Origin of the sequence: Mycobacterium pseudoshottsii JCM 15466 (genome assembly GCF_003584745.1) — a bacterium.
In the GTDB taxonomy this organism is placed as follows: Bacteria; Actinomycetota; Actinomycetes; order Mycobacteriales; family Mycobacteriaceae; genus Mycobacterium; species Mycobacterium marinum.
Map to the genome: position 1 here is coordinate 2,663,801 of NZ_AP018410.1, position 21,822 is coordinate 2,685,622.

Annotated in this window: 16 protein-coding genes and 1 tRNA gene; 9 read left to right on the plus strand and 8 right to left on the minus strand. The window is 64.4% G+C overall.

Translation table 11 applies throughout. From position 1 onward, the window contains the following. Nucleotide 1: 1 nt before the first annotated feature. The gene (locus MPSD_RS12140; RefSeq protein WP_020787679.1) at nucleotides 2-1,342 is read right to left on the minus strand and encodes an adenylate/guanylate cyclase domain-containing protein; all 1,341 of its coding nucleotides are present in this window, start codon (nucleotides 1,340-1,342) and stop codon (nucleotides 2-4) included. A gap of 98 nt (nucleotides 1,343-1,440) precedes the next feature. Next, nucleotides 1,441-1,517: transfer RNA gene (locus MPSD_RS12145), tRNA-Leu, on the minus strand. A 126-nt stretch (nucleotides 1,518-1,643) separates the two neighbouring features. Here MPSD_RS12145 and MPSD_RS12150 point away from each other — a divergent pair. Then, nucleotides 1,644-2,261, plus strand: a complete 618-nt coding sequence (locus tag MPSD_RS12150) for an ANTAR domain-containing response regulator (RefSeq protein WP_012394174.1) — start codon at nucleotides 1,644-1,646, stop codon at nucleotides 2,259-2,261. A 44-nt stretch (nucleotides 2,262-2,305) separates the two neighbouring features. On the opposite strand, the gene MPSD_RS12155 is transcribed toward MPSD_RS12150, so the two are convergent. Then, the gene (locus MPSD_RS12155; protein ID WP_020787678.1) at nucleotides 2,306-3,508 is read right to left on the minus strand and encodes a lipid-transfer protein; all 1,203 of its coding nucleotides are present in this window, start codon (nucleotides 3,506-3,508) and stop codon (nucleotides 2,306-2,308) included. Beyond that, nucleotides 3,508-3,948, minus strand: coding sequence for a Zn-ribbon domain-containing OB-fold protein (locus MPSD_RS12160; RefSeq protein WP_011739731.1), 441 nt, complete (start codon nucleotides 3,946-3,948; stop codon nucleotides 3,508-3,510). The genes MPSD_RS12155 and MPSD_RS12160 overlap by 1 nt, the downstream gene beginning before the upstream one ends. Before the next feature lie 142 nt (nucleotides 3,949-4,090). Here MPSD_RS12160 and polA point away from each other — a divergent pair, with 142 nt between their 5' ends. The 3 genes from polA to coaE all read left to right on the plus strand — a co-directional run bounded on the left by polA (nucleotide 4,091) and on the right by coaE (nucleotide 9,819). After that, entirely contained in the window at nucleotides 4,091-6,754 is a 2,664-nt protein-coding gene (polA, locus tag MPSD_RS12165; RefSeq protein ID WP_086085312.1) for a DNA polymerase I, read from the plus strand. Nucleotides 6,755-7,134: 380 nt separating this feature from the next. Next, nucleotides 7,135-8,580 (plus strand): 30S ribosomal protein S1, encoded by a 1,446-nt coding sequence (gene rpsA / locus MPSD_RS12170; RefSeq protein ID WP_011739733.1) that lies wholly within the window; start codon nucleotides 7,135-7,137, stop codon nucleotides 8,578-8,580. Nucleotides 8,581-8,592: 12 nt separating this feature from the next. After that, a complete protein-coding gene (gene coaE / locus MPSD_RS12175) occupies nucleotides 8,593-9,819 on the plus strand; it encodes a dephospho-CoA kinase (protein ID WP_020787676.1) in 1,227 nt (408 codons plus the stop codon). 117 nt (nucleotides 9,820-9,936) lie between these two features. On the opposite strand, the gene MPSD_RS12180 is transcribed toward coaE, so the two are convergent. After that, the gene (locus tag MPSD_RS12180; protein ID WP_020787675.1) at nucleotides 9,937-10,473 is read right to left on the minus strand and encodes a DNA polymerase ligase N-terminal domain-containing protein; all 537 of its coding nucleotides are present in this window, start codon (nucleotides 10,471-10,473) and stop codon (nucleotides 9,937-9,939) included. Between the two features lie 62 nt (nucleotides 10,474-10,535). Beyond that, entirely contained in the window at nucleotides 10,536-10,976 is a 441-nt protein-coding gene (locus tag MPSD_RS12185) for a ribonuclease FAU-1 family protein (RefSeq protein WP_161628264.1), read from the minus strand. A gap of 185 nt (nucleotides 10,977-11,161) precedes the next feature. On the opposite strand from MPSD_RS12185, the gene uvrB reads away from it, so the two are divergent. Then, on the plus strand, nucleotides 11,162-13,342 hold the full coding sequence (gene uvrB / locus MPSD_RS12190; RefSeq protein ID WP_012394180.1) for an excinuclease ABC subunit UvrB: 2,181 nt from the start codon (nucleotides 11,162-11,164) through the stop codon (nucleotides 13,340-13,342). 36 nt (nucleotides 13,343-13,378) lie between these two features. Beyond that, the gene (locus MPSD_RS12195) at nucleotides 13,379-14,791 is read left to right on the plus strand and encodes an MFS transporter (protein WP_020787672.1); all 1,413 of its coding nucleotides are present in this window, start codon (nucleotides 13,379-13,381) and stop codon (nucleotides 14,789-14,791) included. On the opposite strand, the gene MPSD_RS12200 is transcribed toward MPSD_RS12195, so the two are convergent. Next, the gene (locus MPSD_RS12200; protein ID WP_086085308.1) at nucleotides 14,780-16,396 is read right to left on the minus strand and encodes a mannosyltransferase; all 1,617 of its coding nucleotides are present in this window, start codon (nucleotides 16,394-16,396) and stop codon (nucleotides 14,780-14,782) included. The two genes, MPSD_RS12195 and MPSD_RS12200, sit on opposite strands and share 12 nt — an antisense overlap. A 273-nt stretch (nucleotides 16,397-16,669) precedes the next feature. Here MPSD_RS12200 and MPSD_RS12205 point away from each other — a divergent pair, with 273 nt between their 5' ends. Beyond that, nucleotides 16,670-17,110 carry a universal stress protein gene (locus tag MPSD_RS12205; protein WP_012394183.1) on the plus strand — a complete coding sequence of 147 codons (441 nt, stop codon included), beginning with the start codon at nucleotides 16,670-16,672 and terminating at the stop codon, nucleotides 17,108-17,110. Between the two features lie 368 nt (nucleotides 17,111-17,478). Beyond that, a complete protein-coding gene (locus MPSD_RS12210; protein ID WP_012394184.1) occupies nucleotides 17,479-17,871 on the plus strand; it encodes a nuclear transport factor 2 family protein in 393 nt (130 codons plus the stop codon). Nucleotides 17,872-17,990: 119 nt separating this feature from the next. Here MPSD_RS12210 and MPSD_RS12215 read toward each other — a convergent pair whose 3' ends face one another. Further along, the gene (locus tag MPSD_RS12215) at nucleotides 17,991-18,668 is read right to left on the minus strand and encodes an MBL fold metallo-hydrolase (RefSeq protein ID WP_020787670.1); all 678 of its coding nucleotides are present in this window, start codon (nucleotides 18,666-18,668) and stop codon (nucleotides 17,991-17,993) included. Between the two features lie 195 nt (nucleotides 18,669-18,863). Here MPSD_RS12215 and uvrA point away from each other — a divergent pair, with 195 nt between their 5' ends. Then, complete coding sequence (gene uvrA, locus MPSD_RS12220) at nucleotides 18,864-21,779, plus strand: excinuclease ABC subunit UvrA (RefSeq protein WP_086085309.1); 2,916 nt, start codon at nucleotides 18,864-18,866, stop codon at nucleotides 21,777-21,779. Nucleotides 21,780-21,822: the final 43 nt, after the last annotated feature.

The window sequence follows — 21,822 nt, forward strand, 5'->3', positions numbered from 1 at the left end:
ACTAGACGCGCGCGGCGTTCGGCTCATCGGCGGGCACGGCGGTGGGTTCGTCGATCGGCTTGCGGCCGATCAGATACCAGGTGCGCATCACACCTTTTCCTTTGACATTGATGTGTCCGCGCTCCTGGAGCACAAAGTCTTTGTTGAGCCGCTCGTAGACCTCATCCGGCACCTGGATCTTGCCCACCGAGTCGGTGGATTCCATCCGGGACGCAACGTTGACGGCGTCGCCCCAAACGTCATAGAAGAACCTGCGTGAGCCCACCACACCCGCGACGACGGGGCCGGTGGCTAGGCCGACCCGTAGCGGCACTGAGCGGTTGTGCGGATCCTTCATGCCGGCGGCGACATCAACCATGTCGAGCGCAAAATCTGCCAACGCCTGCACATGATCGGGCCGTGGCCGTGGCACTCCGCTGACCACCATGTAGGAGTCGCCGCTGACCTTGATCTTTTCCAGCCCGTATTTGTCCACCAGGGCGTCGAAAGCGCTGTAGAGACGGTCTAGGAATCGAACCAGATCGGCCGGCGCGGTCGAGCTCGCGCGCTCGGTGAAGCCGACGATGTCGGCGAACAGCACGGAGGCCTCTTCGTATTTGTCGGCGATGATGTTTCGCTCGGGCTCCTTGAGCCGGTCCGCCACACTCACCGGCAGCATGTTGGCCAGCAGCGCCTCTGAACGGTCGTACTGCGCCTCCATGACGGCCTCGGCGCGCGCGGTGTCTCGAAGGGCAAACCACACCGTGACGAACACCAGGAGGCACGCGGAGACGGTGGTGATGATGCAGCCGAGGGATTGGAGCCATGCCGACTGGGCGCCGGTGTTACGCGGAACTACGAATTCCACGGTGATGATCAGGGCGGCGGCGAGCGCCGCGAGGCCGCTCGCAAGCACCACGTGTTCAATGCCCAGCACCAGCACGACCAGGCAGGCGCCCACCAGGAAGAACATCTGAGCTCCCGACCCGGTGCCCACATTCCAGCAGCTGGCGAAAACCGAGACATAGGCTGCGCCGACAAACGTCAGCGGCGCCACCAGCTCCCCGAAGCGGTGCAGCATCGGGACGGTCGCAAAGACCAACGTTGCGGCGATGTTGATCAGGGTGATCTGCCAGATCCACGCCTGTGTGAGGAATTGCACCAGGATAAAGCTGCTGCTGATCAGCACCGCCAACAAGGCGGCGATGCTCAGGACCCGGGCACGGCGCGCCGCACTGTGGGCGTAGTGCTGATTGAGGTCACGGGTTTGCTCGCGGACGGCCGCGACCGAGTCCGGGCGGGGCAAGCCGTCAGACGATCGCCGTGCGGTACGACACTTCTTAGCCGATTTCTTGGCCGGCACGGCTCAAAGCCTACCGGTGCGCCCGTTGTCTACCCAGTCGAACGACCACGTCCCGGCGCGTTTTGGATGCTTGCTGCGCCGGTAGTTCGCTGCTGAGCTGGTGCCCTCGGTGAGATTCGAACTCACACTGGACGGGTTTTGAATCCGTTTCCTCTGCCAGTTGGGATACGAGGGCCTGTCGCTTGTCCGTTGCGGCTTACTACCTTAGATGAGCCTCAAACCATAGTGGATTTGACTCCTCGTCCCGACTCACCGCCCCCCAAGGTTCCTGATTCCAGCCGCTCACGTCACAATGTCCGTCATGACCGGCCCCACCACCGATGCCGATGCCGCGAAGACACGCCGAGTCCTGATCGCGGAAGATGAAGCGCTCATCCGCATGGACTTGGCCGAAATGCTGCGAGAGGAGGGGTACGACATCGTCGGCGAGGCCGGCGACGGCCAGGAGGCCGTCGAGCTTGCCGAGCTGCACAAGCCCGATCTGGTGATCATGGATGTGAAGATGCCGCGCCGCGACGGCATCGACGCCGCGTCGGAGATCGCCACTAAGCGCATTGCGCCGATCGTGGTGCTGACCGCGTTCAGTCAGCGCGATCTGGTCGAACGCGCTCGCGATGCCGGGGCGATGGCGTACCTGGTGAAGCCTTTCACCGTCAGTGACCTGGTTCCGGCGATTGAACTGGCGGTGAGCCGGTTCAGCGAGATCAGTGCGCTGGAAAACGAAGTCGCCACACTGTCGGACCGTCTGGAAACGCGCAAGCTCGTTGAGCGTGCCAAAGGCTTGCTGCAGGCCAAACAAGGGATGACCGAGCCAGAGGCCTTCAAGTGGATCCAGCGGGCCGCCATGGACCGGCGGACCACCATGAAGCGGGTGGCTGAGGTGGTCCTGGAAACCCTGGATACCCCCGACGAGGCCTAGTCCCGGGCGCGCCGACCCGTCACGCCAGACACAGCGCGTCGCCGCTAGCGCGCTACGATCACCGAGGAACCGTGCCCGAACAGGCCCTGGTTCGCCGTCACGCCCACCCTGGCGTTCTCCACTTGCCGGCCGGTGGCCTGACCGCGCAGCTGCCAGTTCAACTCGCAGACTTGGGCAATGGCCTGAGCGGGGATTGCCTCGCCGAAGCAGGCCAGCCCACCGGACGGGTTGACCGGCAGCCTGCCGCCGATGGTCGTCGCTCCGCTGCGCAGCAGCGCCTCGGCTTCACCTTTCGGGCACAGACCCAGGTGCTCGTACCAGTCAAGTTCTAGCGCGGTGGACAGGTCGTACACCTCAGCCAGGCTCAGGTCCTCGGGGCCTATGCCGGCTTCGGTATAGGCCGCATCGAGGATCTGATCCTTGAACACTCGCTCCGGTGCGGGGACTACCGCCGTGGAATCCGTTGCGATGTCCGGCAATTCGGGCAGATGTTGTGGGTAGCGCGGGGTCACGGTGCTGACCGCGCGCACCGATGGCACCCCGTCGAGCGAGCCCAGGTGTTCGCGAGCGAACTTTGCGCTGGCCACGATCAAGGCCGCCGCGCCGTCGGAGGTGGCGCAGATATCCAGCAACCGCAACGGTTCAGCCACTACCTGGCTGGCCAGCACGTCCTCGACCGAGACTTCCTTGCGGTAGCGGGCGTTGGGGTTTTGCAGGCCGTGCCGGGAGTTCTTGACTTTCACCTGGGCGAAATCCTCGAGGGTGGCCCCGTACAGGTCCATCCGGCGCCGCGCGAGCAAGGCGAAGTAGACCGGGTTGGTAGCCCCGATCAGGTGGAATCGCTGCCAATCGGGATCGTTTTTGCGCTCACCGCCGACCGGGGCGAAAAACCCTTTCGGGGTGGTGTCGGCGCCGACCACCAACGCAACATCGCAGAATCCGGCCAGAATCTGGGCCCGCGCGCTTTGCAGCGCCTGGGAGCCGCTGGCGCACGCGGCGTAGCTCGAACTGACCGGCACGCCGTTCCAGCCGAGCTTCTGCGCGAAGGTGGCGCCGGCCACAAAGCCCGGGTATCCGTTGCGGATGGTGTCCGCGCCGGCCACCAGCTGGATCTGGCGCCATTCCAAACCGGCTTCGCGCAGGGCGGCGCGGGCGGCAGCGACCCCGTATTCGGTGAAGTCGTTGCCCCACTTGCCCCACGGGTGCATTCCGGCGCCAAGGATGTAAAGGGGTTCGGGGGCACTCATCAGGCGATCCTCCAGGCGTACACGATGCGTTCGACGCCGTCCTCGTCGGTGAACAGCGGCATGGTCGTCAGCTCCATCTCCATGCCGATCTTCAAGTCGGCGGCCAGCGTGCCTTCGACAACTTTGCCTAGCACGATCAGCCCCTCGTCGGCGAGCTCCACCGCGGCGACGGCGAACGGCTCAAAGGGGTCGGGGGACGGGTAGGGCGGGGGCGGAGCGTAACGGTTCTCGGTGTAGCTCCACAGCTTTCCCCGACGGGATAAAGCAACGGACTCTAGTTTGTCGTTGGCGCAAGCCGGATTGGGGCAGTTGTTCTCGCGAGGGGGGAAAACATAAGTACCGCACGGGGGGCACTTACTGCCGATCAGATGGGGGCTTCCGGCTTCATCGGTGGTGAACCAACCCGCGACCGCCGGTTGTTGACTGGTGACCTCTGGCACCGGGCCAGCCTACCCAGCACGAGCACAAAACTGAAACGTGTTGCAGTTCTGCCGGCGGTTGGGCCCGGTCGGCGCGTCGCACCGGATGCCTAGAGTGTGAGCCGTGAGTGTCGCGACCGAGCAATCCACAAAGCCGACGCTGATGTTGCTAGACGGCAATTCGCTAGCCTTTCGCGCGTTCTATGCGCTGCCCGCGGAGAACTTCAAGACCCGCGGCGGGCTAACCACCAATGCCGTCTACGGCTTCACCGCCATGTTGATCAATCTCCTGCGCGACGAAGCGCCCACGCATATCGCGGCGGCATTTGACGTGTCACGGCAGACTTTCCGCTCCGAGCGCTATCCGGAGTACAAGGCCAATCGAAGCTCGACCCCCGACGAGTTCCACGGTCAGATCGACATCACCAAGGAAGTTCTCAACGCGCTGGGGATCACGGTGCTGGCCGCACCGGGATTTGAGGCCGACGACATCATCGCGACGTTGGCCACCCAGGCTGAAGGGGAGGGGTACCGGGTGCTGGTCGTCACCGGCGACCGAGACTCCCTGCAACTGGTCAGCGATGACGTGACCGTGCTCTACCCGCGCAAGGGCGTCAGCGAACTCACCCGCTTCACCCCGGAGGCCGTCGTGGAGAAGTACGGGCTCACCCCAGTGCAGTATCCCGACTTCGCCGCCTTGCGCGGTGATCCCAGCGACAACCTGCCCGGCATTCCCGGAGTGGGGGAGAAGACCGCGTCCAAGTGGATTGTCGAATACGGTTCGTTGCAGGGGCTGGTCGACCAGGTTGACTCGGTGCGCGGCAAGGTTGGCGACTCGCTGCGGGCGAATCTGGCCAGCGTGGTGCGCAACCGGGAACTCACCGATCTGGTGCGCGACGTGCCGTTGGCGCAGACCCCAGAGGCCTTGCGGCTGCAGCCCTGGGACCGCGACCAGATTCACCGGCTGTTCGACGACCTCGAGTTCCGGGTGTTGCGCGACCGGCTCTTCGATACGCTGGCCGCCGTCGAACCCGAGGTCGACCAGGGGTTTGATGTTCGCGGAGGTGCGGTGTCGCCCGGCGCAGTGGCGCAGTGGCTGGCCGAGCATGTCGTGGACGGGCGTCGCTGCGGCCTGACGGTCGTGGGTACCCATCTGCCCCATGGTGGCGACGCCACCGCACTGGCCATCGCCGCCGCCGCCGACGGCGAGGGCGGCTACATCGACACCGCGACGCTGACCCCCGATGACGACGCGGCGCTGGGTGAGTGGCTGGCCGACCCCGCCAAACCCAAGGCACTGCATGAGGCGAAGCTGGCTATCCACGATCTGCGGGGCCGAGGCTGGACGCTCAACGGTGTCACTTCCGACACCGCGCTGGCCGCCTATCTGGTTCGTCCGGGCCAGCGCAGCTTCACTCTCGACGATCTCTCACTGCGCTACCTGCGCCGCGAATTGCGGGCAGAAACACCTGAGCAGCAGCAACTTTCGCTGCTCGATGATGACGACACCGACGTCGCGGCCGCCCAGACCGCAATCCTGCGGGCGCGCGCCGTCATAGACCTCGCCGATGCGCTGGACGCCGAGCTGGACAGGATCGACTCCACCGGGTTGCTGGCCGACATGGAGTTGCCGGTGCAACACGTGCTCGCGGAAATGGAAACGGCCGGCATCGCGGTCGATCTGACGATGCTCGGCGGGCTGCAAAGCCACTTCGCCGACCAGATCCGCGATGCCGCTGAAGCCGCCTACGCCGTGATCGGCAAGCAGATCAACCTGGGCTCACCCAAGCAACTGCAGGTTGTGCTGTTCGACGAGCTGGGAATGCCGAAGACCAAGCGGACCAAGACGGGTTACACCACCGACGCGGACGCGCTGCAGTCGTTGTTCGACAAGACCGGACATCCTTTTCTGCAGCATTTGTTGGCGCACCGCGATGTCACCCGCCTGAAGGTGACCGTGGACGGGTTGTTGAACTCGGTCGCCGACGACGGCCGGATTCACACCACCTTCAATCAGACCATCGCCGCAACGGGCCGGTTGTCGTCGACGGAGCCCAACCTGCAGAACATCCCGATCCGTACCGACGCCGGCCGCCAGATCCGCGACGCTTTCGTGGTCGGCGACGGATACAGCGAGCTGATGACCGCCGACTACAGCCAGATCGAGATGCGGATCATGGCTCACCTGTCGCGCGATGAGGGTCTTATCGAAGCCTTCAACACCGGCGAGGATCTGCACTCGTTTGTGGCCTCGAGGGCCTTCGGTGTGCCCATCGACGAAGTAACCGGTGAGTTGCGCCGCCGGGTGAAGGCGATGTCCTACGGGTTGGCATACGGGCTGAGCGCCTACGGGCTGTCCAGCCAGCTCAAGATCTCCACCGAGGACGCCAAGGTCCAGATGGATCAGTACTTCTCTCGATTCGGTGGGGTGCGTGACTACCTGATGGCCGTCGTCGAGCAGGCTCGCAAAGACGGCTACACCTCCACGGTGTTGGGGCGTCGGCGCTACCTTCCCGAGCTGGACAGCAGTAATCGACAGGTACGGGAGGCAGCGGAGCGCGCCGCGCTCAACGCACCGATCCAGGGCAGCGCCGCCGACATCATCAAGGTGGCGATGATCGAGGTCGACAAGGCGTTGAAAGAACACCCCCTCAAGTCGCGCATGTTGTTGCAGGTACACGACGAATTGCTATTCGAAGTAGCGGCCGGTGAGCGCGAACAGATCGAGGCGCTGGTACGCGACAAGATGGGCAGCGCTTATCCGCTCGATGTGCCCCTGGAGGTGTCGGTCGGCTTCGGCCGCAGCTGGGACTCGGCCGCGCACTGATCGGTGCCGCGCGGCCCGAGCTGGCTCTGCAACGCCGCACTGCTTGTCGCCCGTTCGGCCCCGCTGTCGAGCATCGTCATCGCCAATGATGTGTTCATTTCAACCGACGCTCGGGGCCTGGCTACCCGGTTGCGCCGCTGGTACAGGTGCCGCTGATGCTGCTGAAACGGTCGCGCTGCTTTGGCGGACACCCGCCCTGGGCCGGCGGGGCGCCGCAGGGTAGGCTGATCCCGATTCACCGGCTGGGCAGGCCGAGTTTGTCCAGCATGCACGCCGTCGAGTAGCCTCGACGCATACCCGCTGGTGCTCGATGGCGGGTTACACCAAAAACAATTGTCCTAAGTCCCTACGATCGACCCTGTCCGGAGCAACCCAACAATATGCCGAGTCCCACCGTCACCTCGCCGCAAGTAGCCGTCAACGACATTGGCTCCGCCGAGGACTTTCTCGCCGCAATAGACCAAACGATCAAGTACTTCAACGATGGTGACATCGTCGAAGGCACCATCGTCAAAGTGGACCGGGACGAGGTGCTCCTCGACATCGGCTACAAGACCGAAGGGGTAATCCCCGCCCGCGAGCTCTCGATCAAACACGACGTCGACCCCAATGAGGTCGTTACCGTGGGCGACGAGGTCGAGGCCCTGGTTCTCACCAAAGAGGACAAAGAGGGCCGGCTCATCCTCTCCAAGAAGCGCGCACAGTACGAGCGCGCTTGGGGCACCATCGAGGCGCTCAAGGAGAAGGACGAGGCCGTCAAGGGCACCGTCATCGAGGTGGTCAAGGGTGGTCTGATCCTCGACATCGGGCTTCGTGGCTTCCTGCCTGCCTCGCTGGTCGAGATGCGCCGGGTTCGTGATCTGCAGCCGTACATCGGCAAGGAGATCGAAGCCAAGATCATCGAGCTGGACAAGAACCGCAACAACGTTGTCTTGTCGCGGCGGGCCTGGCTGGAGCAGACCCAGTCCGAGGTGCGCAGCGAATTCCTCAACCAGCTGCAGAAGGGCACCATCCGCAAGGGTGTGGTTTCCTCCATCGTCAACTTCGGCGCGTTCGTCGATCTCGGCGGTGTTGACGGTCTGGTGCACGTCTCCGAGCTGTCCTGGAAGCACATCGACCACCCGTCCGAGGTGGTTCAGGTGGGCGACGAGGTCACCGTCGAGGTGCTCGACGTCGACATGGACCGCGAGCGGGTTTCGTTGTCGCTGAAGGCGACTCAGGAAGACCCGTGGCGCCACTTCGCCCGCACCCACGCCATCGGCCAGATCGTGCCGGGCAAGGTCACCAAGCTGGTGCCCTTCGGTGCGTTCGTCCGCGTCGAGGAGGGCATCGAGGGTCTGGTGCACATCTCCGAGCTGGCTGAGCGCCACGTCGAGGTGCCCGACCAGGTGGTCGCCGTCGGCGACGACGCGATGGTCAAGGTCATCGACATCGACCTGGAGCGTCGCCGGATCTCGTTGTCGCTCAAGCAGGCCAACGAGGACTACACCGACGAGTTCGACCCGGCCAAGTACGGCATGGCCGACAGCTACGACGACCAGGGCAACTACATCTTCCCCGAGGGCTTCGATCCCGAAACCAACGAATGGATGGAAGGATTCGACACCCAGCGTGCCGAATGGGAAGCCCGCTACGCCGAGGCCGAGCGCCGGCACAAGATGCACACCACGCAGATGGAGAAGTTCGCTGCTGCGGAGGCGGCCGGACATGGCGACAACGGTGGTGGCTCGTCGAGCAGCAGCTCCTCGGAGAAGTCCGCGGGTGGATCGCTGGCTAGTGATGCCCAACTGGCCGCGCTGCGCGAAAAGCTCGCAGGTAACGGGTAGTCGCGTTCACGGATGCTGCGCATCGGGCTTACCGGTGGCATCGGTGCCGGAAAGTCGGCGCTGTCTGCGACATTCGCACAATGTGGCGGCATCATCGTCGACGGCGATGTGCTGGCTCGCGAAGTAGTTGAGCCGGGTACCGAAGGACTGGCCGCGCTGGTCGATGCCTTCGGCCATGACATCCTGCTGCCCGATGGGGCACTGGATCGGCCGGGGCTGGCTGCCAAGGCGTTTCGGGATGAGGCGTCACGCTCGAAGCTCAACGGCATCGTGCACCCGCTGGTGGCCCGCCGTCGCGCCGAGATCATCGCGGCAGTATCCGATGACGCGGTTGTCGTAGAGGACATTCCGCTGCTGGTGGAATCGGGGATGGCTCCGCTGTTCCCGCTCGTGGTTGTCGTGCATGCCGACATGGAGGTACGGCTTCGACGACTGGTCCACCAGCGCGGCATGTCCGAAGACGATGCCCGCGCCAGGATTGCCGCACAGGCTAGCGATGAGCAGCGTCGTGCCGTCGCCGATGTCTGGCTAGACAATTCCGGCAGCCTCGATGCGTTGGTCGAGCGTGCGCGGGACGTGTGGAACAACAGGATCCTGCCTTTCGCCCACAACCTGAGCGTGGGTCAGATTGCGCGGTTTCCTGCCCGTGTGGTGCCGGCAGACCCAAGTTGGCCAGAGCAGGCGCAGCGCATCGTTGCGCGCCTCAAGACCACATGCGGTCACAAGGCGTCGCGGGTCGACCACATCGGCTCGACCGCTGTCGCGGGATTCGATGCCAAGGACGTCATCGACATCCAGGTCACCGTCGAATCACTTGCGGTAGCAGACGAACTGGCCGAGGGGCTGCGCTCGGCCGGTTATCCGCGCCTTGAGCACATCACCCAGGACAACCCCAAAGAAGACCCGCGCAGCCTCATCGACCACTACGACCACGGTCGTGACCCTGCGTTGTGGCATAAGCGTTTTCATGCCTCCGCGGACCCAGGCCGACCGACGAATGTGCACATTCGGGTGGATGGCTGGCCCAATCAGCAGTTCGCCCTGTTGTTCGTGGACTGGCTGCGGGCCAATCCCGGGGCCCGCGCCGATTATCTGGCCATCAAGCGCGACGCAGAAAAGCAGGCGGCGCTCGCTGGCGGCGGCGGCGTGGAGCATTACGTCACCACAAAGGAGCCCTGGTTTCTCGACGCCTACCGGCGGGCATGGGAGTGGGCCGACTCGACCGGATGGCGGCCGTAGCCGGTCCGGTGGTGCGCCGCGCGGTTTCGCAGTTTGGGATGCGCTGTTGCGATTCCATGCCACCGGTTGGCGGCCCAGCCCCATGTGGTGCCGATCGGTCGGTGGGCGCGAGTAACGTCACGGCGATTCGGGTTCGTTTCCCATCGCTTGGCTGGGTGCAACGGCATGATCGTCGCTGCGTTTGACCAGTAGCCAGGCCTCTTCGCTGCCCTCCCGAATCCGGGTGAGGGCGTAGCCGCCCCTCAACTTCTGGCCGTGCAAGTGAAACGACAGATGACCTCGATCGAGCCCTTTGGTCATTTCATGTTGGGTTCTGTTGGCGTAGGTGCCCTGGTCCCAGACGACGACAGCGCCGGCACCGCATGCGGCGTCGGGAATCACTCCCTTGGATGAGGCCCATTTGACGGGGTGATTCTCGGTGCGACGGGCCATCCGCTTGTACTCGGGGTTGGTCGACGGACCGCTGGGGATCGCCCAGGATACGAGGACACCGCCGATCTCGAGGCGGAAGTCATAGTGATCGCTGCCTGCCGCGTGATGCTGGACGACAAAACGCGGCCCTTCGTCGGGTTTGCGCTTCTTCCAGCGGCGCCGTCCCCGATGTCGGACGCCTTGGTCGGATTGCCAGTTGTGGCGGTTGTCGCGGAGGGGCATACGACAGGATTACCCACTAGCCAATTCTGGAAACGACCCAGAAAGGGCGTCGGGTGATGCGCTCACGTGGGCCGCCATGTGAGCGCCATGCCCTTGGATGCCAGCCACCGCACCAGGTCGTAATCGTGGTGGGCCAGCCCATCGACAGCGGACACCGCCCTGTGCACCGCTTGCTCGGCCGCCTCGGGGGTCAGCAGGCCGTGGTGGAAGGCGCCCAGCAACTCGCCGACGTCAGCCAGTTTCGCCCCCTGACCAGTGCGAACTTCGATGTCGATGTAGTGGTCCTCGGAGTGCCATTTCGCGGGACCCGCGGTGTATTCGCCCACGTCGAGGTAATAGTCGAAATCGCGCTCATGCCCCGGATTGAAGTGGAAGACCGTGGCGCGCAACCCCAACGACGGCAACAGCCACGACTCGAGGTAGTGGAACTGGGCGCGGCCCGGAGTGGGCCGGGCCAGGTAGAGCCCCCACGGGTGCACCGCATACTCATCGACCGCCCGCACGATGCCTTTGGGATCGGTATTGGTGCGGGAGGCCACGTCGAAGGATTCGTGCTTGGGCGGATGAATGATGACACCCTACCGACCGCTCAGACCCGTGGTTGTCTCCCTCCGGCATCAGGGTGCCGGCGGGCATTGCGGGTACGCTCGCCGGGCTTCTTGTCGGTGTCTGCCTTTACCTTGGTGGCATGGCTTTTGCCACTGAGCATCCTGCCGACCACGTGCCGGTCGCGCATTCGGAATACCGTGCCGTCGATGACGTTGTGCGTACCGGCGCCAGTTTCGAGGTAATCAGCCCGCACGATCCAGCCGGCGATCAGCCGGCCGCGATCAACGAACTGGAACGCAGAATCCGAGCCGGCGAGCGTGACGTGGTGCTGCTCGGCGCGACCGGAACCGGAAAGTCGGCTACCACGGCGTGGCTGATCGAACGATTGCAGCGGCCCACCCTGGTGATGGCGCCGAACAAGACCCTGGCTGCGCAGCTGGCCAATGAGCTGCGAGAGATGCTGCCGCACAACGCTGTCGAGTACTTCGTGTCGTACTACGACTACTACCAGCCCGAGGCGTATATCGCCCAGACCGACACCTACATCGAAAAGGACAGTTCCATCAACGATGACGTGGAGCGGCTGCGGCACTCCGCGACGTCCGCGCTGCTGTCGCGGCGTGACGTGGTGGTGGTGGCCTCGGTGTCCTGTATCTATGGTCTGGGCACCCCACAGTCCTACCTGGATCGTTCGGTCGAACTGCAGGTCGGCACCGACGTCCCACGCGACGGCCTGCTGCGGCTGCTGGTGGACGTGCAGTACACCCGCAACGACCTGTCTTTCACTCGCGGTTCCTTCCGGGTGCGCGGTGACACCGTGGAAATCATCCCGTCCTATGAGGAGCTGGCGGTCCGCATCGAGTTCTTCGGCGACGAAATCGAGGCGCTCTATTACCTTCACCCGCTGACCGGCGACGTGGTCCGGCAGGTCGATTCGCTACGCATCTTCCCGGCCACCCACTATGTGGCCGGGCCGGAGCGGATGGCACAGGCGATCTCCACGATAGAGGAGGAGCTTGCCGAGCGCCTCGCCGAACTGGAGGGCCACGGCAAGCTGCTGGAGGCGCAGCGGCTGCGGATGCGCACCAACTACGACATCGAGATGATGCGGCAGGTCGGGTTCTGCTCGGGCATCGAGAACTACTCGCGCCACATCGACGGACGGCCCGCCGGCTCAGCTCCTGCAACGCTGTTGGACTACTTCCCGGAGGATTTCCTGCTGGTCATCGACGAGTCACACGTCACCGTTCCGCAGATCGGCGGCATGTATGAGGGCGACATTTCGCGCAAGCGTAACTTGGTGGAGTTCGGATTCCGGTTGCCCTCGGCGGTGGACAATCGTCCGTTGCAGTGGGAGGAGTTCGCCGATCGGATTGGGCAGACGGTGTACCTGTCGGCCACGCCGGGGCCCTACGAACTGAGCCAGTCCGGCGGTGAATTTGTCGAGCAGGTGATTCGTCCGACCGGCTTGGTGGATCCCAAGGTGGTGGTCAAACCGACCAAGGGACAGATTGACGATCTCATCGGCGAGATCCGGCAGCGGGCCGAGGCCGACCAGCGGGTGCTGGTGACGACGCTGACCAAGAAGATGGCCGAAGACCTCACCGATTACCTGCTCGAGATGGGTATCCGGGTTCGCTACCTGCACTCCGAGGTCGACACGTTGCGCCGGGTCGAGCTGCTGCGCCAGCTGCGCCTTGGTGAGTATGACGTGCTGGTCGGCATCAACCTGCTTCGTGAGGGCCTGGACCTGCCGGAAGTGTCGCTGGTGGCCATCTTGGACGCCGACAAGGAGGGCTTCCTGCGGTCGGCGCGCAGCCTGATCCAGACGATCGGCCGCGCCGCCCGCAACGTATCCGGTGAAGTGCACATGTACGCCGACAAGATCACCGACTCGATGAAGGAAGCGATCGACGAAACCGAGCGGCGGCGGGCAAAACAGGTCGCCTACAACGAGGCCAACGGGATCGACCCCCAGCCACTGCGCAAGAAGATCGCCGACATCCTCGACCAGGTCTACCGGGAGGCGGACGACACCGAAGCCGCGGAGTCAGTTCCGATCGGTGGGTCGGGTCGCAACTCATCCCGGGGCCGGCGGGCCCAGGGTGAACCCGGTCGGGCCGTCAGCGCCGGGGTATTCGAGGGTCGCGATACCTCGGCTATGCCCCGCGCCGAGCTGGCCGACCTGATCAAAGACCTGACCTCGCAGATGATGGTCGCGGCGCGCGACCTCCAATTCGAGTTGGCCGCCCGGTTCCGCGACGAGATCGCCGATCTCAAGAAGGAATTGCGCGGTATGGATGCCGCCGGGTTGAAATAGCGCAGGCGGCGATTCCTCACCTCCTACGGTGTAGAGGTGACCGAGACCGCGAGGGAGACCGGTAGCTGGCGAGAGCTACTTCGCGGGCATCTGGGGACAGCCTCCCTGCTGGCCGGCGGTGTCGCGATGTACGCGACCAGCGAGTTTCTCACCGTCAGCCTGCTGCCAAGCGCCATCGCCGAAATCGGGGGCAGCCGGCTTTATGCCTGGGTGACGACCCTGTATCTGGTTGGCTCGGTCGTCTCGGCCACCACGGTCAACGCGATGCTGCTGAAGGTCGGCGCTCGCATGTCGTATCTGATGGGGCTGACCGTGTTCGGCTTCGCCAGCCTGGTCTGTGCGGCCGCGCAGAACATGGAAATGCTGGTCGCCGGGCGGACCCTGCAGGGGGTGGCCGGTGGATTGCTGGCAGGGCTGGGTTATGCGCTCATCAATGCGGCTTTGCCGCACAACCTATGGACCCGCGGGTCGCCGCTGGTCTCGGCGATGCGGGGCGTCGCGACCTTGATCGGGCCCGCCACGGGCGGATTGTTCGCGCAGTTCGGATTGTGGCGGTGGGCGTTTGGCGTGATGGCGACGATGGCCGGGTTGATGACGCTCTTGGTCCTGGTCGTGCTGTCCAACGGGGTGGCAGTGGGCGGCGAGAAACCGGTGGCCCCGGCGCACAAGGTGCCGGTGTGGTCGCTGTTGCTGATGGGCGCGGCCGCGCTGGCCGTCAGCGTCGCCGAAATCCCGCAGTATCTGGTGGCGACCGCCGGGCTGCTTGTCGCTGGCGCCTTGCTAGTCGGCATCTTCGTGATTGTCGACTGGCGCATGCATGTCGCGGTCCTGCCGCACAGCGCGTTTGGTAGCGGACCATTGAAATGGATCTATCTGACCATGTCGGTGCAGATGGTTGCCGCGATGGTCACGACGTATGTGCCGCTGTTTGGTCAGGGGTTAGGGCACCTGACGCCGGTGGCTGCCGGATTCCTCGGTGCGGCTTTGGCATTCGGTTGGACGGCCGGCGAGATCGTCAGCGCTTCACTGACCAACCCCAGACTCATTGGCTACATCATTGCGGTAGCGCCGCTGGTGATGGCGTCGGGTCTGGCGCTGGGTGCCGTCACGCAGCGCGCGGATGCGTCGCTGCCGACCGTGGCGCTTTGGGCGCTTGCGCTGTTGATCACCGGGGCCGGTATCGGTATCGCGTGGCCGCATCTCACGGTGCGCGCAATGGATTGCGTCGACGGCCCGGCCGAGAGCAGCTCGGCGGCCGCGGCGATCAACATTGTGCAGTTGGTCTCGGCGGCGTTTGGCGCCGGACTGGCCGGGGTGGTGGTCAATACCGCGACCGGTGGAGAGGTGGCCGCTGCCCGGTGGCTCTATACCGTCTTCACTGTGCTGGCCGCGGTCGGCTTCATCGCGTCCTACCAGGCGACCCACCACGATCGTCGCTCACCGGGTTGACTTGATGACCTGCGAGTAGTGGAACTGCCATCGCTCGACGATGTGGAATCCCAGGTAGTGGGGGAATAGGTAGACCGGGGTTTTGCCGAACGCCGTCCCCGGCGACAACGCCGGCCCGACTTCATGGTCAGGAAGTGCGTTGTCGCGATTGGAGATCGTCCACAACGTCGAGCACTTGTTGATCTTCTCCGTGGTCAGCCACACGGCAACATGGCCGTCCCACAAGGTGCCGACCTTGGGCCCGTAGGCGCCGCGCTCCACGTCGATCAGCGACCGGAACGCGGCCGGCCGGATGGCCAGTAGCGCGCGGACCGGCCCCGGCTTCCAGGGCACGGTGTTGTCCACCAGCAGACAGTCTCCCGGTGCGGCATGGGCGCTGATGACATCGGCCACTTGGCTGTAGTCCCAACCCTCCTTGGCGTATGGGCCGCGTTGGGTGAAGAAATAGTTCGGGAACGCCGCGACGGCCAGCAGCACCACGACACCGGTGATGAGCCAGGGTTTGCGGGCAAGCGTGACGATGCACACCGCCAGGATGACGGCGGCCGCCGGGGCGGTGAGGATCAGATAGCGGGGGTAGTAGATCGGTTCAACGATCGCCGAGTACAGCAGAACGATGCCAGTGGGTATGACAACCCAAGCGATGCTGGCCAGCAGTAGCGGGCGCGTCCCCTCGCCCGGCCTCGCTATGCCGGTCAGCCGCACGGCGATGGCGGCGACGACAAGCACGCCGGCCAGGATGGCGAACGCGACACTGTGGTCGAAGTATTGGCGATGCACCACGTCCAGGAACAGATTGCGGTTCAGCCCCGAGATCCATCCGACCTGCCAAACCTGCCCGTGCGCGAACAGCACGAACGGCGTCATTGCCCCAATCGCGACCACCGAGGTGACGGCCCACCAGATGCCGGGAGATTTTCGAGATTTCTTGGGGGCCAGCAGCGGTAGCAGCGCGCCATAGACGGGCACCAACAACCCCAGGTTGATGTTGATCAGGATCGACACCATCAACACCAGCGCGTAGAGCAGCCATAGCCATGGCCGGTTACGCTGCACCGCGGCGACCAGCAGCACGGTCAGCCAGACCGCGGCCGCCACCGACAAGGCCGAGGAGCGGGCCTCGATTCCCGCCCACGTCACCCGCGGCAGGATGGCAAAGACGGCACCCGCGCACAACGCGGTGGAGCGTCCGGAGAACTGCTTGGTGAACACGACTACACCCGCGGCGGCACCGCCGATGGCCAAGCTGCTGGGCACCCGCGACCAGAATTCCGTCGGCGGAAAGATCGCATACCAGCCGTGCATCAGCAGGTAGTAGAAGCCATGCACGGCATCGATGTGGCCCAGCAGTTTCCACAGCTCCGGCAACGTCCGGTTCGCGGCCGCCGAAATCGTTGCGCCCTCGTCGAACCACAGAGAGGGCCTACCGGCCCAGGCGACGCTGATCAGCGTTGCCAGCAAAGCCATCAACCACGGGTCGAGCCGCCGGCCACGTGGGCGTACGCGCTCGGCCTTGTCGGTAGCCGTCGCGCCCTGCTCGAGCGTCGGTGTGGACATGATGCTTGTCACTGTAAGGGCCCAGCGATGATCCTGGTCACGCGTCATCTTTCGGGGGTTGGACGGCCGTTGACCGCGAGGTTTGGGGGGCCCGCCCGGCTGGGCGGCCCATAATCGCGAAAAGTGTTGTGCTGCTTGAAATTCCAAAGCCGGCGTTGAGGTTTGGGGGCGTTGTCATTGGCAATAGTGTCCGATGAACCCCGCTGGTCAGGCAAATAGATGCTTGCGCCACGCCGTTCCGTTGTGGTTAATCTGAGCCACCTACATCAGGCAAAGAGATACTGTCTGGGGTTGGCGTAGCAACCGACACTGGGAGGTTTAATGGGCGCCTATGGGACCGTGGTGGTAGGAACCGACGGTTCGGACTCGTCGTTGCGTGCGGTGGACCGCGCCGCGCAGATCGCCGGTGCCGATGCCAAGTTGATCATCGCGTCGGCGTACCTGCCTCAGCACGAAGACGCGCGGGCGGCTGACGTGCTCAGGGAAGAAAGCTACAAGGTCACGGGAACCGCCCCGATCTACGAGATCCTGCACGATGCCAAGGAGCGGGCGCACAACGCCGGTGCCAAGAACGTCGAGGAGCGCCCGGTGGTCGGCGCTCCCGTCGATGCGCTGGTGAACCTGGCCGAGGAAGTGAAGGCCGACCTGCTGGTTGTCGGCAATGTCGGGCTCAGCACGATCGCGGGCCGGTTGCTGGGATCGGTGCCGGCCAACGTCTCGCGGCGGGCCAAGGTCGACGTGCTGATCGTGCACACCACCTAGCGGTCAAACTTTGCTGCCGGGTTTCCGGCTTCGCTTACGTCATTCGTTGACGTGATGGACGTCCGGTCCATCTGGTAGCGGTTCGTCGTAGCTGGGCTTGCCGCTGTCGAGGTGATGACGGCCGCTCGCGCCGTTGTTTCATGCCTGCGGCCATCGAAGATTGTGCGCAGCGGCGGCGGATGATATCAGAAAGACTGTCGCAGCCTGGGAAATTCTGTGTTTAGTATCTGCGATTTCCCTGTGTGTGGGCGTAGATTTGAGCCGGCGGCGAATGGTCTGACTGATCCGAGGGCCGACCGAGACCGACTCCCGTGACCTTGCCAAGCCTGTCGTGGCCGAAATGTCGGGTCGCACGAAGGGAATCGACGATGTCGGAACAAGAAGAAAACATCGAGCGGATCAGGCAGGGATACGCGGCGTTTGCTGCCGGTGACATCGAGAAGGTGATGAGCCTGTTCGATGACAACATCGAGTGGGTCCAGCCCGGTGAGAGTGAAATCAGCGGCACCTACCACGGCAAAGGTGAATTCGGCCAGTTCCTGGCTCGGCTGGCGGAGAAGTCGACGACGGCCACACCCCACAAGTTCCTTGCCGACGGTGACATGGTTGTCGCGCTCACCGATGTCAGTGTTGGCCAGGAGAGAGGTCAGGACGCTGACGTCTACACGCTTCGCGACGGCAAAGTGGTGCGGGTGCAGGTGCACACCGATACCGCGTTGATGGAGCGCGTCTACGGGCGCAAGCAGGTCGCGGCAAGCTAGCAGCGTGGACCGCGATCGTCCGTCTTAGTTCCTACTGTTGAATCATCAGAAAGGCTCGGCCCGTCATCCCGGTTCGGGGGACGGGCCGACTGCTGCTCGGAGTCCGACCGCGATCGGGGCTACCAACCCCGCTCGCGCCATTCGTCGAGATGAGGACGTTCGACGCCCAGCGCGGTGTCATCACCATGGCCGGGGTACACGACCGTGGAATCCGGGTAGACGTCGAACACGCGGCTGCTGACGTCCTCCACTAGCTGGGTGAAGTCACCCGGCTGCCAGGTCTTGCCGACCCCGCCCGGGAATAGACAGTCACCGGTGAACAGTTGGGTGATTCCGCCCGTGGCAGCCCCGTCCAGGGCCAGCGCGATGGATCCGGGGGTGTGTCCGCGCAGGTGGATCACGTCGAAGCTGAGCTCGCCGATTTGTACTCGGTCCCCGTTGGCCAACAATCTGTCCGGTTTGACTGGTAGGGGTTCGGCGTCGATCTCGTGTGCGGCCGTTGGGGCGCCGGTGGCTTCGGCCACCGCCTGCAGCGCCTGCCAATGGTCAAAGTGTTGATGGCTGGTGACGATCAGCGCGATCTTGGGGGCGTACCGCCGGATCAGGTCGATCAGCACCTCGGCGTCATTGGCGGCATCGATCAGCAGCGTCTGCCCGGTCGCCGAACAGGTCACCAGGTAGGCGTTGTTGTCCATGGGGCCGACCGACGCCTTGAGGATGGTGGTACCAGGCAAAGTGCGCCGAGCCACGGTCCCGGGGTCGACGTGTCCGGTGTAGTTGTCATCGACGACGGTCATAGGCGTCAGGTTACTGCGGCGCCCGAGCTGGCCTGACCAAACCCCAACCGTCCCGCCTTGTTCAGCCCTTGTCATAGGGGCCACCTAGCATGGAATGCGGCCCATGCCGTGCCGCGTTCCTATTGGCTGATATGGGGTCACAAGTCGGAAGCCCGACCGGCATTCCGGCAAACGAACTTCTGTGAAAGGGACAGCGTGGCTGACCGCCTGATCGTCAAGGGTGCGCGCGAGCATAACCTCCGCGGTGTCGACCTCGACTTGCCCCGTGATGCGCTGATCGTGTTCACCGGTTTATCCGGATCGGGCAAGTCCTCGCTGGCCTTCGACACGATCTTCGCTGAAGGCCAGCGCCGCTATGTGGAATCACTGTCGGCCTATGCCCGCCAGTTCCTGGGACAGATGGACAAGCCGGACGTCGATTTCATCGAGGGACTTTCCCCGGCGGTGTCCATTGACCAAAAGTCGACCAACCGCAACCCGCGTTCGACCGTTGGCACCATCACCGAGGTGTACGACTACCTGCGCCTGTTGTACGCACGGGCGGGCACTCCGCACTGTCCGACCTGCGGTGAACGGATCGCGCGTCAGACCCCGCAGCAAATCGTCGATCAGGTGCTGGCCATGGCGGAGGGCACGCGATTCCTGGTGCTGGCCCCGGTGGTCCGCACCCGCAAGGGTGAGTTTGCGGACCTGTTCGACAAGCTCAACGCCCAGGGCTATAGCCGGGTACGGGTCGACGGGGTGGTTCACCCGTTGACGGATCCGCCGAAGCTGAATAAGCAGGAAAAGCACGACATCGAAGTGGTGGTGGACCGGCTCACCGTCAAAGCGGCCGCCAAGCAGCGGCTGACCGACTCGGTGGAGACGGCGTTGAATCTGGCCGATGGCATTGTCGTGCTGGAATTCCCCGACGATCACGATGAGCACGATCATCCTCGCGAACAGCGATTCTCCGAGAAACTGGCCTGTCCCAACGGGCATCCGCTGGCCGTCGACGACCTGGAACCACGGTCGTTTTCGTTCAACTCGCCTTACGGCGCCTGCCCCGAATGCAGCGGTCTGGGGATTCGCAAGGAGGTCGATCCCGACCTGGTGGTGCCCGACCCGGATCGCACACTGGCCGAGGGCGCGGTAGCGCCGTGGTCTACCGGCCACACCGCCGAATACTTCACGCGCATGCTCGCCGGGCTGGGGGACGCACTCGGCTTCGATGTCGACACCCCCTGGCGCAAGCTGCCCGCCAAGGCTCGCAAGGCAATTCTGGAAGGTGCCGACGAGCAGGTACACGTGCGCTATCGCAACCGGTACGGACGCACCCGGTCCTACTACGCCGACTTCGAAGGCGTTCTGGCATTTCTGCAACGCAAGATGGCGCAGACCGAGTCCGAGCAGATGAAGGAACGCTACGAGGGCTTCATGCGCGACGTGCCCTGCCCGGTGTGTGACGGGGCCCGGCTCAAGCCGGAAATCCTGTCGGTCACGTTGGCCGCGGGGGAGCAGGATGCAAAGTCGATCGCCGAGGTCTGTGAGCTGTCCATCTCAGACTGCGCAGATTTTCTGAACGCGCTCACCCTGGGTGCGCGCGAGCAGGCGATCGCCGGTCAGGTGCTCAAGGAGATCCAGTCGCGACTCGGCTTCCTGCTCGATGTCGGGCTGGAGTACCTGTCTTTGTCGCGTGCGGCGGCCACGCTGTCCGGAGGCGAGGCACAGCGCATCCGGCTGGCCACACAGATTGGGTCTGGTCTGGTCGGCGTCCTGTATGTGCTTGACGAGCCGTCGATCGGGCTACACCAGCGCGACAACCGTCGGCTGATTGAAACTCTCACCCGCCTGCGGGATTTGGGCAACACGCTGATCGTGGTCGAGCACGACGAGGACACCATCGAGCATGCCGACTGGGTCGTCGACATCGGGCCGGGGGCCGGCGAGCACGGCGGCAGCATCGTGCACAGCGGGCCGTATCAGGAGTTGCTCCGTAACCAGAGTTCCATCACCGGTGCCTTCCTGTCCGGGCGGGAAGGGATAGAAATTCCGACCAGCCGTCGGTCCGTCGACTCCCGCCGACAACTCACCGTGGTTGGTGCCCGCGAGCACAACCTGCGCGGTATCGATGTGGCGTTTCCGCTCGGGGTGCTGACCTCGGTGACGGGAGTTTCGGGTTCGGGAAAGTCAACACTGGTCAACGACATCCTGGCCGCGGTGTTGGCGAATCGGCTCAACGGCGCCCGCCAGGTGCCGGGCCGGCACACCCGCATCACCGGGCTTGACCACCTGGACAAGCTGGTGCGTGTGGACCAATCGCCGATTGGCCGTACGCCGCGATCCAACCCGGCCACCTATACGGGGGTGTTCGACAAGATCCGCACCTTGTTCGCAGCCACCACCGAGGCCAAGGTCCGCGGCTATCAGCCGGGACGTTTCTCCTTCAACGTCAAGGGCGGCCGGTGTGAGGCCTGCACCGGCGACGGGACCATCAAGATCGAGATGAACTTCCTGCCCGACGTGTACGTGCCGTGCGAGGTCTGCCAGGGCGCGCGCTACAACCGGGAAACCCTCGAAGTGTACTACAATGGCAAAACCATCTCCGAGGTGCTGGACATGTCGATCGAGGAAGCCGCGGACTTCTTCGAGCCCATCTCCGGCATTCACCGCTATCTGCGCACCCTGGTCGACGTCGGCCTGGGCTACGTGCGGCTCGGCCAGCCCGCGCCGACACTGTCCGGGGGTGAGGCGCAACGGGTCAAGCTGGCATCCGAGCTGCAAAAGCGCTCGACCGGCCGCACGATCTACATCCTCGACGAGCCCACCACCGGTTTGCATTTCGATGACATCCGAAAGCTGTTGAACGTCATCAGCGGCCTGGTGGACAAAGGCAACACCGTGGTCGTGATCGAACACAACCTCGACGTCATCAAGACCTCGGATTGGATCATCGACATGGGACCGGAGGGGGGTGCCGGCGGCGGCACCGTCGTCGCTCAGGGCGCGCCGGAGGATATCGCCGCGGTGCCGGAAAGCTACACCGGGAAGTTTCTGGCCGAAGTCTTGGCCGCCCGGCGCCCATCGACTACTGCGCGCCGGACGAACCGGCGGCGAAAAGTCAGCGCCTGAGTCCGCCGCGTCGGTTGGGCACGGCGGCGGCGCACCGATCGGG

Bases quoted from the DNA above. Each gene is read 5' to 3' on its own strand.
- MPSD_RS12150 (WP_012394174.1), top strand. From the start codon at position 1,644: ATGACCGGCCCCACCACCGATGCCGATGCCGCGAAGACACGCCGAGTC.
- MPSD_RS12155 (WP_020787678.1), bottom strand. From the start codon at position 3,508: ATGAGTGCCCCCGAACCCCTTTACATCCTTGGCGCCGGAATGCACCCG.
- polA (WP_086085312.1), top strand. From the start codon at position 4,091: ATGTTGCTAGACGGCAATTCGCTAGCCTTTCGCGCGTTCTATGCGCTG.
- rpsA (WP_011739733.1), top strand. From the start codon at position 7,135: ATGCCGAGTCCCACCGTCACCTCGCCGCAAGTAGCCGTCAACGACATT.
- coaE (WP_020787676.1), top strand. From the start codon at position 8,593: ATGCTGCGCATCGGGCTTACCGGTGGCATCGGTGCCGGAAAGTCGGCG.
- MPSD_RS12180 (WP_020787675.1), bottom strand. From the start codon at position 10,473: ATGCCCCTCCGCGACAACCGCCACAACTGGCAATCCGACCAAGGCGTC.
- uvrB (WP_012394180.1), top strand. From the start codon at position 11,162: ATGGCTTTTGCCACTGAGCATCCTGCCGACCACGTGCCGGTCGCGCAT.
- MPSD_RS12200 (WP_086085308.1), bottom strand. From the start codon at position 16,396: ATGACGCGTGACCAGGATCATCGCTGGGCCCTTACAGTGACAAGCATC.
- MPSD_RS12205 (WP_012394183.1), top strand. From the start codon at position 16,670: ATGGGCGCCTATGGGACCGTGGTGGTAGGAACCGACGGTTCGGACTCG.
- MPSD_RS12210 (WP_012394184.1), top strand. From the start codon at position 17,479: ATGTCGGAACAAGAAGAAAACATCGAGCGGATCAGGCAGGGATACGCG.
- MPSD_RS12215 (WP_020787670.1), bottom strand. From the start codon at position 18,668: ATGACCGTCGTCGATGACAACTACACCGGACACGTCGACCCCGGGACC.